Source organism: Klebsiella sp. HMSC25G12 (genome assembly GCF_001807705.1).
In the GTDB taxonomy this organism is placed as follows: domain Bacteria; phylum Pseudomonadota; class Gammaproteobacteria; order Enterobacterales; family Enterobacteriaceae; genus Klebsiella; species Klebsiella variicola.
Genome location: NZ_KV789800.1, coordinates 1 through 11466 on the forward strand (window position 1 = coordinate 1; position 11466 = coordinate 11466).

The 11466-nt window shown below is 49.1% G+C and carries 13 protein-coding genes; 5 read left to right on the forward strand and 8 right to left on the reverse strand.

All coding sequences use genetic code 11. The annotated features are described in order from the left end of the window. Positions 1-5: 5 nt before the first annotated feature. The gene (locus HMPREF3096_RS01905; protein ID WP_070544265.1) at positions 6-539 is read right to left on the reverse strand and encodes a GNAT family N-acetyltransferase; all 534 of its coding nucleotides are present in this window, start codon (positions 537-539) and stop codon (positions 6-8) included. 219 nt (positions 540-758) lie between these two features. Between HMPREF3096_RS01905 and HMPREF3096_RS01910 the strand changes: the two genes are divergently transcribed. Next, complete coding sequence (locus tag HMPREF3096_RS01910; RefSeq protein WP_012968291.1) at positions 759-1652, forward strand: LysR family transcriptional regulator; 894 nt, start codon at positions 759-761, stop codon at positions 1650-1652. Positions 1653-1662: 10 nt separating this feature from the next. Here HMPREF3096_RS01910 and HMPREF3096_RS01915 read toward each other — a convergent pair whose 3' ends face one another. From HMPREF3096_RS01915 to HMPREF3096_RS01930, 4 genes are all read right to left on the reverse strand, one after another. After that, positions 1663-2250: a LysE family translocator gene (locus HMPREF3096_RS01915; protein WP_012968292.1), complete on the reverse strand. Its 588-nt coding sequence runs from the start codon at positions 2248-2250 to the stop codon at positions 1663-1665. A gap of 144 nt (positions 2251-2394) precedes the next feature. Beyond that, on the reverse strand, positions 2395-3084 hold the full coding sequence (locus HMPREF3096_RS01920) for a VIT1/CCC1 transporter family protein (RefSeq protein WP_012541806.1): 690 nt from the start codon (positions 3082-3084) through the stop codon (positions 2395-2397). A gap of 53 nt (positions 3085-3137) precedes the next feature. Then, positions 3138-3719, reverse strand: coding sequence for a cytochrome b/b6 domain-containing protein (locus HMPREF3096_RS01925; RefSeq protein ID WP_008804998.1), 582 nt, complete (start codon positions 3717-3719; stop codon positions 3138-3140). Positions 3720-3853: 134 nt separating this feature from the next. Continuing rightward, positions 3854-4447, reverse strand: coding sequence for a TetR/AcrR family transcriptional regulator (locus tag HMPREF3096_RS01930; protein WP_032754335.1), 594 nt, complete (start codon positions 4445-4447; stop codon positions 3854-3856). A 169-nt stretch (positions 4448-4616) separates the two neighbouring features. Here HMPREF3096_RS01930 and HMPREF3096_RS01935 point away from each other — a divergent pair, with 169 nt between their 5' ends. Further along, positions 4617-5510: an SDR family oxidoreductase gene (locus tag HMPREF3096_RS01935; protein ID WP_048293462.1), complete on the forward strand. Its 894-nt coding sequence runs from the start codon at positions 4617-4619 to the stop codon at positions 5508-5510. Between the two features lie 23 nt (positions 5511-5533). Here the strand turns inward: HMPREF3096_RS01935 and HMPREF3096_RS01940 are convergent, their stop codons facing one another. Together HMPREF3096_RS01940 and HMPREF3096_RS01945 are read right to left on the reverse strand one after the other, a co-directional pair. After that, a complete protein-coding gene (locus HMPREF3096_RS01940; protein ID WP_048293461.1) occupies positions 5534-5917 on the reverse strand; it encodes a hypothetical protein in 384 nt (127 codons plus the stop codon). Positions 5918-6188: 271 nt separating this feature from the next. Further along, complete coding sequence (locus HMPREF3096_RS01945; protein WP_016160975.1) at positions 6189-7100, reverse strand: LysR family transcriptional regulator; 912 nt, start codon at positions 7098-7100, stop codon at positions 6189-6191. 101 nt (positions 7101-7201) lie between these two features. On the opposite strand from HMPREF3096_RS01945, the gene HMPREF3096_RS01950 reads away from it, so the two are divergent. From HMPREF3096_RS01950 to HMPREF3096_RS01960, 3 genes are all read left to right on the forward strand, one after another. Further along, the gene (locus HMPREF3096_RS01950) at positions 7202-7606 is read left to right on the forward strand and encodes a carboxymuconolactone decarboxylase family protein (protein ID WP_032735529.1); all 405 of its coding nucleotides are present in this window, start codon (positions 7202-7204) and stop codon (positions 7604-7606) included. 292 nt (positions 7607-7898) lie between these two features. Next, the gene (locus tag HMPREF3096_RS01955; protein WP_032730289.1) at positions 7899-8531 is read left to right on the forward strand and encodes a histidine phosphatase family protein; all 633 of its coding nucleotides are present in this window, start codon (positions 7899-7901) and stop codon (positions 8529-8531) included. A gap of 67 nt (positions 8532-8598) precedes the next feature. Next, positions 8599-9519, forward strand: a complete 921-nt coding sequence (locus HMPREF3096_RS01960; protein WP_016160973.1) for a LysR family transcriptional regulator — start codon at positions 8599-8601, stop codon at positions 9517-9519. Here HMPREF3096_RS01960 and HMPREF3096_RS01965 read toward each other — a convergent pair. Next, positions 9516-11210, reverse strand: a complete 1695-nt coding sequence (locus tag HMPREF3096_RS01965) for a thiamine pyrophosphate-binding protein (RefSeq protein ID WP_032730287.1) — start codon at positions 11208-11210, stop codon at positions 9516-9518. The two genes, HMPREF3096_RS01960 and HMPREF3096_RS01965, sit on opposite strands and share 4 nt — an antisense overlap. Positions 11211-11466 lie beyond the last annotated feature (256 nt).

The window sequence follows — 11466 nt, forward strand, 5'->3', positions numbered from 1 at the left end:
TCATATCAGGAACTTGTTCGCACCTTCCTTAACGTCAATGAATAAAGCAGGCTCGGCGGTGCATCTTTTACATCAGCAATATCGTTAATGTACCTCATCCCGGCTTTCTCGAGAACTTTCTGCGAAGCCAGATGGTTAGCCCGGACAACCGCTGACATCTCCGCAAGTTTAAGCACCTCGAAGCCATATCTCATCGCGCCAATCGCAAACTCGGTGGCCAGGCCTTTTCCCCATGCCTCAGTAGAAAACCGATATCCAAGATTGTTAATGGTGACATCGTTATAACTGCGTAGACTGACGCCACCAAAGCCAATGATGTGTTCAGGGGTATTGCGCATTGATATTGCCCAGTTTCCGAATCCGTGCGTTTGCCAGTGCGCGAGCCAGCGCCGCAGGACGACTTCCGCATAGTCTATATTCGGGTACGGTCCTGCGGGGTTGAAGGTATTGGTCGCGGGATCGCCATAAATTCGGTACAGATCGTCGACATCGGAAGCCATGACCGGGCGAAGATGCAAACGATGGGTATCAATGTGCAAACTTACCTCCTGACGGGGAATATTACCGATGATGCTTCGAGGATTTCTGCCTGCCCATTGAAGCACAAATCTCCATACCGGGGAACCGGTTAGCCAGCGTTGAGAAGCATTTGAAAAATTATGCTGCCGATGATGAAAATAGGATATGTTAATTCTATGATGGATTAACGCTTTTGCTGGCTCCACGCCCAGCATTACTGAGTGAACACAGGACTGTAAATGATCGATGACATCCGCTACCTGATAGTATTTGCCAAAATTGTAGAACGAGGTTCTATCTCAGGTGGCGCCGCAGCGTTAGGCCTGACGACCGCAACAGCAAGCACACATTTATCCAGACTTGAGAAAAACCTCAATAGCGCCTTGCTGTACAGAAATACGCGAAAAATTTCTCTAACCCAGGATGGCATCAGTTTGCTGGAGACCGCCAGATCGATGCTGGAGCTGTATGAAAAGGGCGTCATTGAATTTAAACAACGCTCTATCTCTACCGTCGGCAAGCTGCGCATTTCCCTCCCTGCTGTTTTTTTAAACGGTCCATTCACCCGCCATCTGGCGAATTTTATCAAAGAAAACCCGGATATTTCCCTGAGTATTTCTTATAGTGATCTGCGCGAGGACATCATCGCCGATAGCATTGATGTCGCCTTCCGTATTGGCGAACTCCCGGACAGTTCACTCAAAGCAAGACACCTATTTGTTCTACCACGACAACTGGTAGCGTCTAAGGACTTGCTCATGCAGCACCACCCCATTAAGCATCCCGTTGAGTTGGGATCCCTGCCGTGGATTGGGTTAACAATGAGAGAGAACATCCGAGAGTTCAGGCATAAAAACGGCGAACTGGCGGTCATTAAGTATGCTCCTATGGTATGCGTTGATAACATTGAAGCTGCCTATGTCCTTGCCAAACAGAACATAGGGCTTGCCGTACCTCCCCGTTTCCTCTGCGAAAATGATGTTAAACTCGGGGAGATGCATGAAGTACTTCCTGACTGGTCATTAGAGCCGCTAAAAGTTTATGCCATTTGGCCCGCCAATATATCAACCAGCAGCGCCGCCTATAAACTAATTAATTACATTTATAACGCTATGGAACAACATAAGCTTTGAACAGCTAAAATCATTGTGGGTAGAGCATATAACATGCGATAACGCATAAAAACCCGCCCATCAATAAATTAAAGATACGCATTTGTGCCCTTCCCTGAAGAAACGTTGACATTTTATCTCCGAATATTGCCCAAATTGATAATGAGATATAACAGATAAAAAAGTAAATAATAATGAATAGTATTAGGGGCAGACTGGTTGATGGCTCAGAAAACAAGGTAGTTCCAGAGGTACAGGCAGCCCAGGCTTTTGGGTTGAACCATTGCATTAACACTCCCTGAACAAATCCGGGTGCATTTCCCTTTTTTAATGACCAATCAGGTTGCGATGTGGCAATTTTATAGCCCTGATACAGTATAAAAATCGAGCCGAGAACATTTAGGTATTTAAAAAATGATGGGTGCGAGGCAATGACTGTGTATAACCCAAAACTAACAAAGATAAGCAACAGGGTGAAACCCAGAGTCGCACCGGATACGAAGGCGAATGTTTTTCTAAAGCCATGCATAACACCTGAAGAGATAATGACCATATTGACTGGCCCGGGCGAAAACGACAGAGCCAGAGAATACAGAAACATAGTAGCCATCAAAACCATTTTTTCGTCCACGTTGCCAATGAAAGATATCGTTGTAGCGAGATTTATATAACAAGTTATTTCGCTATATTTAAAGACTACCCCGATATGGACGTTAGATTAAATAGCTCATTCTCTAAAGGTGTGTTTGATAATTTAGCAATTTTACAGCAGTACCTGCCCGGCTATGCGCCCAATCCCCATCGAAAAAAGCATGGCCAGCGTGCTCCAGAACGTAATTCTGCTGATAGCTCTGACAGGCGGTGCGTTACTCACCACGGAAGAGAAATAGCCAAGAGCAGCCAGTGAACAGAGAGTGGATAGGAAAATCGCGATAACAGTCAGTTTTGCTGGCGATAGCACTGCAACGATCAAGGGTAACCCCGCCCCGGCTGAAAAACTCACGGCCGAAAAAATGGCCGCCTGCAAAGGTCGCGCAGAATGAGTATCCGTTAATCCCAACTCTTCGCGGGCATGAGCCTCCAGGGCGTCTTTGGCCATGAGCTGTTCTGCAACCTGGCGGGCAAGCGCAGGCTCCACTCCGCGTTGGATATAAAGAGACGTCAGCTCCCGAACCTCTCCCTGATAATCTGCGTCCAGCTCACTTTTTTCCTCGGCAAGCGCGGCGGTTTCCGTATCCGCCTGGGATGATACCGAAACATATTCCCCTGTTGCCATCGACATGGCTCCCGCAACCAGCCCGGCGACACCGGCCAGCAACACGCCCGAAGGGCTGGTATTTGCAGACGCCACGCCGAGCACCAGGCTGGCGGTTGAGACAATCCCGTCATTCGCTCCCAGGACCGCCGCCCTTAACCAACCGACGCTTTCAATGCTGTGTCGTTCAAGATGCATGCCTTTTTCCTTTTAATACGCACCCTCATCGGGATTAGCGAGAGACCAGAACCTTATCCAACAACGGGATGTTTCTTTTGACTGCGAAAGGTGAGGAAGATATGCAGCAATCCCATCGCACCATGTGCCCAGAAATAGGTTTCAATGAACACCGTCAGAAATTTATGCAAATGCAGGACCGCTTCTGCCAGCGCCGTTGACGTCCCTGGCGCGGTGTCCAGTACAAACCAGAGCCCTCCACAGAGTGCGACCGCCAACAAAGCAAGTACGCCAAGCCCCTGGATCATCGCCGCTATGCCACCGGCATGTGCTTCAGGAAGACGAAATGTCATTAGCATTTTAATGTCTTCAACTACACCGCGAAAATCAAGGGACGACCAGGCAAAATAGTAACGAAACCCACGTTGTTTAAGCATCCATACCAGCATCACTACACCAAGAACCATCAGCGCGAATCCAGAGATAACATGGAACCATGTCACGACTCCGGTCAGAGTTACGTCGCGAAGCGCCTCACTTTCGGTGAGATTAGAGCTAATGATCTGCAGCAGAATCAGGGTGGCGACAATAATATGCAGCATGCGGAAAAAAGGGGTGTCTTTATGCGGAAGCGCATTGCGAAGTTGTTCGTTCATTATTTGGCCATTTTATAAGGGAATCGGCCACATCAGTATTGCGTCTGTTTGTTAACGCAACCTTAACGCCTTGATGTTGAAGTGCACTGAATGATGTATGAATAAAAGGCAAACCATACCGGCTATCTCAGCAGCTAATCACCATGGATATCATCGCCAGCGCGGATACCTTTGAGAAACAGCTTAACCAGTCTTTGAGTCTGCAATAAATCTCCCTTCGCGGCAGGTGCACATAACAGGGCTATCCCTCTCAGGGTATCAGTCGCCAGCGTGTTATCGCGGATATTCCCTGTCACATGCGGTAGTAATTTCTCCAGCGACGAAACGAGGCGGGTTTCAAAATACGCGGGGAGATCGGCATAAGCCGATTCACCAGAATGGAGTACGCTGGCAAGACCTCGTTTGGTAACGATGAGCTGGACATAAAGCGCGATCCACCGCTCCAGTGCTTCGCAGGAAGAAAATTCCTGACACAGACGTTCTGCCGCCATCGCACATTCATCCACTTCGTTGCGAAATACTGCCGCAATAAGGTCAGCACGATGAGGAAAGTGGCGGTACAGCGTCCCCACCCCAATCCCTGCCTCTCTGGCAATATCCTTCATCGGAACCATGACGCCCTTTTCTCTGAACAGAGTGGATGCTGTTTTCAGCAACTGCTCATGATTACGTCTGGCATCCGCCCGGGCACCTCTTTTTCCGCCATCGTCAGAAATCACTTTTTTCACCCTTCATCTCTTAGCCAATAGAAAAATGGGCTCTCAAATTAAAACGGAACCTCATTCCGTTTGCACGCTATACTTATATGCGCGATAGACACCCTTCGGACCCGTTGGAAAATTTTTTCGCATCCAGAGTCCAGGACCATCATCTCATTGGGCGATGAGGAATGTAATTATGAAGATACTTTTAACCGGCGCGACAGGCTTCATTGGTTCTTATCTTCTACCAGAACTTCTGCGCAATGGACACGAGGTCATCGGCCTGACACGCACTGGTAAAGGGGCGAAGACGTTAGAGGCGGCCGGAGCCACAGCAATATTTGGCGAGTTAACTGACCTGAAAAGCCTGCGCGATGCCACGAACTCCGTCGATGGGGTTATCCACACCGCTTTCAATCATGATTTTTCAAAACTTAAAGAGAACAGTGAAATTGATCGCAGGGTTATCGAAACATTGGGTGAGGCGCTGGCCGGAAGCCAGCGGCCACTGGTGGTCTCTTCCGGAACAGGTCTTGTAGACCGTAGCAGAATCCATGGACTTGCTCGTGAAACTGATAAACCTGTCTCCTCCGCCTTATTTCCTCGTGCAGCGACAGAAGAAGCCGCTGACTCAATGCTGGCCAAAGGGGTAAACATTATCGTGGTTCGTTTGTCTCAAGTGCATGATACTGAGCACCAGGGCCGGCTGGCAGAACATATTCGTATTGCCCGGGAAAAAGGCTTTGTGGCTTATGTAGGACAAGGAGAAAATCGGCTTTCCGCTGTTCATGTCACGGATGCGGCAAGACTCTACCGACTGGCGCTGGAAAAGGGTGAAACCGGTGCACATTACCATGCAGTGGCGGAAGAAGGCGTCCCTATGCATGCCATCGCAGCACAGCTTGCTGAAAGTCTGAGTTTACCTGTACGCTCAATCAGCACTGAGGAAGTTGAAGCCTATTTTAGCTGGATAGCGGCACTGGCTCATGTTGATCTTGGTGCTTCAGGCAAAGCTACCCAGACTCATCTGGGTTGGTTACCGGACGGACCTGGTTTGCTTGAAGACTTACGTAATATGAATAAAGGCTAAACAGAGCATCTTCAACCAAAAGTCTAAGCCTTCAACACACGAATTAATAATCGACCTGTTGAAGGGTCTCTCCTGTGAACGCGCACAGCGTGTGCTTTAAAAACAGGCATATAGCTTTTCCTGAATAAAGGGAGAAACACAAGCAACAGAATTCCTGCGCCAAATGCAGCCAAGCCATGTAACCAGTCAATCATAGTCAGCGGAATGATGAACAGGCAGTAGTGCAAAACACAGAATACTGTCGTGCATGTCTTCGCCCATCCAGGGACTAAAACATTTGGATCCGCTTCGTAAAATTTACTCTTTCTGAGAATGTCCTCAGAGGCTATCCGCATGCCTACGAACCAGAACAAAGGCAGGTACGTCGCTGAAAATAGAAACAGCACAATAATATTCCAATCAGACACTCGCGCACTTCCTTATTCATTGCTTCCCTGGATAAAAATCATTAGCGCGAATATATCATTTGAACGATATAATCCACGCTAAGACGGCTTTTTTTATCTGGCATAATACACTACGATGAGAAACATACCGAGCAATCTTATGCAAAGTCAAGATTAAAAAGGGACGCACGTTCGGGACAAAGGCGAATTATTACGTATTATCAACGTCAGATGGTGCCTCTCTGCCACCGATGCGGCATTCGGTCAGCCGTAGCCGCGTACAATTCATTATTTATTCAAGGTTCAATGCGTAGAGTGATGCACTGAAATTTTTCAATAAAAAATCAACGTATAAACGGATTTTTGGTAACTGTTGACGGTTTGCAAAGGTCAATATATGCACTGGCTTAGCTAATGGTTGAAATTCAGACATCAGAGGCAGCAGTCGGCCATGTTGCAAATCTTCAGCCAACAGGATCTCGGGTTGCATAATAATTCCCAATCCATTCAATGCTGCCCTTCGCAATGCTTCCCCATTGTTACAGGTCATCGTGATGTTTACCGGAGCTCTGACAGGTTTGCCTTCCCTCTGAAGTGTCCATTCATTCGCTGCAATGGGATGGGCAAACCCAAGACATCGATGATGGCATAACTCTTCAGGTGTTATGGGTTCCCCTGCCCGTTTTATATAGGCCGGAGATGCACACATGACTGAGCGATATGGCGCTATCGGACGGGCAACAAGTGTATTAACATGCAGGAGCTCACCAATCTTAATCATGACATCTAAACCTTCATCTGCCATATCCATCGATTTATCGCTCAGCACCAGGTCTACTGCCATATCAGTCCATTCAATAAGAAACTGAGCAGTAACAGGCGAAAGCGCATGGACACCAAAGGAGACTGGGCAACCTACTCTCAGTTTTCCACGTGGCTTCTGGTGAAGAGCAAATGCCTGTGACTCGCTATCTTCAATATCAGCTAATATCCGGCGGCAACTCTGATAATAACCCTGACCAAAATCGGTCAGACTTTGCCGACGCGTTGTGCGATTAAGTAAGCGAACGCCGAGATGTTCCTCTAACGCTTTGATATGCAGCCCAACCATGGTTCCGCTGATTCGCATCTCTTCAGCAACAGCGCTAAAGCTGCCCCTGTCCACGACGCGGACAAACACCGCCATACTTTCCAGTTTATTCACTATTATCAAGCCTGGCTTGTTAAAGATAAAAACATAACGCTGTTTATCAAATTTCACCAGCGGGTTTTAATCTGTTTTCACTTAGTGCAGGAGGGTTAAAAATGATTACCAATACAGAGCTCCGTGAGCAAGGAATGAGATTGTTTAATGAGCTGTATGGAAATGGCGCAGGAGAAGAACTACGAAAGGACATGGCCGATTTGTGCCCTGATTTTACTGATATCTCGATCGAATGGGCTATGGGAGGCATCCTTGCACGCCCGGGGCTGGATGCTAAAACGCGGGAGATGGTTGTCATTGCTTCCTGCGTCACTCTGGGTCATACGGTTCCACAATTGAGGGCACACGCTCAGGCAGCGCTAAATGCAGGGGCAACCAGAGAAGAAATCATCGAGGTTGTCCTGCAATTACTGTTTTATGCAGGAGGCGCCGCGGTGCGCAATGCACTCGTCAATATACGCGATATTATAAATGCTGAGTTAAACGTCGAAGCGAAAATGTCCTGAAGACAATCGCTGTTTGCCATTCTAGCCATCCCATTTGACAAGCGTGCTGGCTCGGGTCATTGCCTGGCGCGTTTTTTGGATTGTCTGCATCACATTCCTAACCAGGCGTCACTGATTAAGGGAATGGGATGGCTAACTCGATTTCAGAGACGGTATCTCATCACTACATGCTGTCAGATACAAGGAAAGCGGGGAGGCAGAACCTGTCTTCGTCCAGTGCTAAAAATCCCACGCTATTAAAGGGATTTGTCTAAACGGTAGAATTTAAATCAACAACATACATGGCCATTTAATGATGCAAGTGATACTTGTTCGACACGCGGAAACAGAGTGGAATATAAAAGGAATAATTCAGGGACAGAGTGACAGTGCGTTAACCCCCCGCGGGGAGCGCCAAACATCAGCTTTACTTGCCGCGTTTGCAGCGAGTGATTACCGGGTAGACTGCGTTTACACGTCTCCGCTTGGTCGTGCCTGGCAAATGGGACAGCGCCTGGCTGACCATTTTCGTTGCCCATTGATAGCTGAGCCGGCCCTCAAAGAACAGGCCTTTGGCCAGTTCGAAGGTATGTTAACGTCACAACTCATGCAACAACGTCCCCACGATGCGCATGCGTTATTCACACATGATGCCGAGTATTGCCCGCCAGAGGGAGAGTCATTAGCACAAGCAACCCGACGAGTAACAGGTTTCATACACAACCTACAAGAAACCACAGAACATCAGCGCATCTGTATTGTCACGCACGGGCAAGTCAGCCAGGGCGTGCTGGCGGTGCTTAAAGAAGGGACTATTGATAATTTTTCGCGGTACGCTCACCCTAATGCAAGTTACTCGGTGTTCGATTTCCGGGATGGGAAATGCCTGGCAATCAGATGGGGAATTGCCACACACCTGCTTCAACTCGAACGCCAGAACGCTTAATTTCATATGCCCCTCTGCGGCAAACAAGTGATACCCTGGAAGGTATGAACCCGCTTCAGGAATGCTTATGAAACCAACCCTTAACCAGTTGATTAACTTTTGCACTGTTGCTGAAACCGGAAACATTGGCAAAGCCGCCAGTCAACTTAATATTTCGCAGCCTCCCTTAAGCCGGCAAATAGCCCAGCTGGAAACTATCCTCGGTGCAAAGCTATTTAACCGGGCCGCAAAAGGGGTCAGTTTAACCCTTGCCGGGGAGCAATTTCTGCTGGACTGCCGCGCGATGCTGGCAATGCTGGAGCAGGCCTGTAATAACGTACGGGCAATAGAATCAGGGCAGAAAGGGGTTCTGAAATTAGGCGCAACAATGTATGCCAGCTATAGCGTTGTGCCGCATGTTGCGATGCAGCACAGGAATACCTGTTCCGACGTGGAATTGCATTTTCAGGAGAGGGTCCCCTCTGATTTACACGCCGCATTACAAGATGGCAGATTGGACGCGGCAATCAGCTTCTCCGAGACGGCCACGCCGGGGATTCATTCACTGGTGCTCTTGCGTGAGCCGCTCATTGCCGCCCTTCCTGCCAACCACCCCCAGGTTCAACACGAGCATTTCAGGCTTGAATCACTCTGTGATGACCCGTTCATCACGGTTCCGCGCGAGAGCGCGCCGATGCTCTATGATTCCATCCTTCATCAGTGCCTCAAAGCTGGATTTAGTCCGCAGATAGGTCTGGAAGCCTCCGTGCAGCAGACTGTGATGAATTTTGTGGCCCATGGTGTTGGTGTCGCGCTTATTCCCGCCAGTATGGAGAATGCTCAATTACGCGGTGTGGTTTACCGGAAGCTGGAAAATCCGAATATGGTGGAGAATATGCTGATGTGGTCGGCAAAGAACACTAATCCGGCTTTACCGGGTTTTGTGAACCTGTGCCGCAGTATCAGGGATAAACTGGATGCGGCACAGTCCGGACGGATTAACGATTAACTTTTACTGATGATGATTTCGATCACGTTAGGCTTGCCACTCGCCAGTGCGGCCTCAACGGCCGGGCCGATATCGCCGGCACGGATAACTTTTCGGGTCTCCAGCCCCATCGATGCACCCAGTGCCTGATAATCCACTGCCGGATTAACCAAATCCATTGCGATGAAGCGATCTGTTTGGGCCGACGTATAATCCGCCTGTGAACGCATGAAGTTTTTCAATACGTTATATTCCGTGTTATTCATGACAATAAAGGTGACTGGCAGTTTTTCGTGTGCGGCCGTCCAGAGAGCCTGAGGGGAGTACATCGCCGCGCCGTCTCCCACAAAACACACCACAGGCGCTTTTCCCAAACCGAGTGAATAGCCCACCGCCGCGGGCATCCCCCATCCCAGGCCACCGCCGCGTAAAAAGGCATATTGATCCGCGCGGTGACTGTTGAGAGACTTGCGAAGCGAGCCGCTGGTGGCAATCGCCTCGTCAACAATGGCCACATCTGGTCCGATCGCCCTTGCTGCCTCAAACGCCGCCACCAGCGGCGTAATTACCGTAGCAGATTGTTGTTCCTGAACCTGCCCGAGCAGACTTTCTTTGCTCAATTTAAACTCATTAATCGCCTTTTCAAAACGGCGTTGATAATCACGGCGATGGTTTGCCGTGGCTTTCTCCAGTTCAGGAAGTAGCACCTTTAACGATGATTTAATATCGCCAACCACTGAGAGTTCACTACTGTAGGTGCGTCCCAGGTCGCCCGCATCGGCTGATAACTGGAACACTTTGCACTGCTCCGGCACTGCCTGACCTTCGGTATAAAGAATAGTGATAAGCGACTTACCACCAAGGGCAAAAATAGCATCGTACTGGCTTAATGCTCGGTTAATTTCCGTCGCTTTCGTGGACAGATTGCCCCGCCAGAGAGGGTGTGCTGTTGGGTAGGGGATCCGGTTCGGCCATGTTGAACCGTACACGTCAGCGGCAAGCATCTCAGCAAGAGCAACAACCTCATTGGCCGCTTCACTTTGATAGATTTCGTCGCCAGCAATCAGTGCGACTTTACCCGGAGTAAATGCCGCCAGCTTACTCGCCAGCAAAGGTAACGATCCTGCGACTGCATTGCGGTCGATAGTAGAAGGCGCGCCAATGCCAATAGCACTCATCGCCTCCATCACATCCATCGGAAGCGACAGGAACACGGAGCCTTTCGGTGCAGCGTCAGAATCGTGGAAGGCCCGACGAACTAATACCGGTAGCTGATCAACGTGGGTAACCTCCTGCGACCATTTCGCGAACGTTTTACCCATACCGACCAGATCACCCAACAATAATGGGTCGGTTGTCGTGTGGCGTGAATCCTGCTGCCCCGCCGTCACCACCAGTGGTGTCTGTGAGCATTTTGCATTCAACAGATTTCCCATGCCGTGGCCTAAACCACCGGCGGTATGCAGATTCAGAAAGCCTGGTTTTTTTGCTGCCTGCGCATAACCGTCCGCCATGGCGACTGCACTCGCTTCCTGCAGAGCTAACACGTACTGAATTGACGGTTTTCTTAACAGCGCATCCATAAACGGCAGTTCGGTGGTACCTGGATTACCAAACACATATTCCACCCCTTCACTTTCCAGAACTTCTAACAATACATCACCGCCGCGGCGTGCATTGGCATTCTGGACTTTAGTTATTGCATTACTCATAGACTGATCACCTCTGTCTGCGTATTCCTTCGCCCTGTCTGGCGGGTGATTCAATCTTAATAACAGGCATAACACCCTTTCCAATACTATATTGATGCCCAGCCATACCCTTTTAGGTATGGGAAGTCATGCGCTGTCCGTTAGCAAATGGAAAGCTATAACGGACTGAGACACTGACACTCAATAAAAGCCAGCCACATTATCGAAACCCTCTCTGATGTCTGCTCATAGACTGGACCTTAAGAACTAAGTCTTT

What these genes read in the sequence shown, in the direction of transcription:
- HMPREF3096_RS01910 (WP_012968291.1), top strand. Translation starts at nt 759, where the DNA reads ATGATCGATGACATCCGCTACCTGATAGTATTTGCCAAAATTGTAGAA.
- HMPREF3096_RS01915 (WP_012968292.1), bottom strand. Translation starts at nt 2,250, where the DNA reads ATGGTTTTGATGGCTACTATGTTTCTGTATTCTCTGGCTCTGTCGTTT.
- HMPREF3096_RS01920 (WP_012541806.1), bottom strand. Translation starts at nt 3,084, where the DNA reads ATGCATCTTGAACGACACAGCATTGAAAGCGTCGGTTGGTTAAGGGCG.
- HMPREF3096_RS01925 (WP_008804998.1), bottom strand. Translation starts at nt 3,719, where the DNA reads ATGAACGAACAACTTCGCAATGCGCTTCCGCATAAAGACACCCCTTTT.
- HMPREF3096_RS01935 (WP_048293462.1), top strand. Translation starts at nt 4,617, where the DNA reads ATGAAGATACTTTTAACCGGCGCGACAGGCTTCATTGGTTCTTATCTT.
- HMPREF3096_RS01950 (WP_032735529.1), top strand. Translation starts at nt 7,202, where the DNA reads ATGATTACCAATACAGAGCTCCGTGAGCAAGGAATGAGATTGTTTAAT.
- HMPREF3096_RS01955 (WP_032730289.1), top strand. Translation starts at nt 7,899, where the DNA reads ATGATGCAAGTGATACTTGTTCGACACGCGGAAACAGAGTGGAATATA.
- HMPREF3096_RS01960 (WP_016160973.1), top strand. Translation starts at nt 8,599, where the DNA reads ATGAAACCAACCCTTAACCAGTTGATTAACTTTTGCACTGTTGCTGAA.
- HMPREF3096_RS01965 (WP_032730287.1), bottom strand. Translation starts at nt 11,210, where the DNA reads ATGAGTAATGCAATAACTAAAGTCCAGAATGCCAATGCACGCCGCGGC.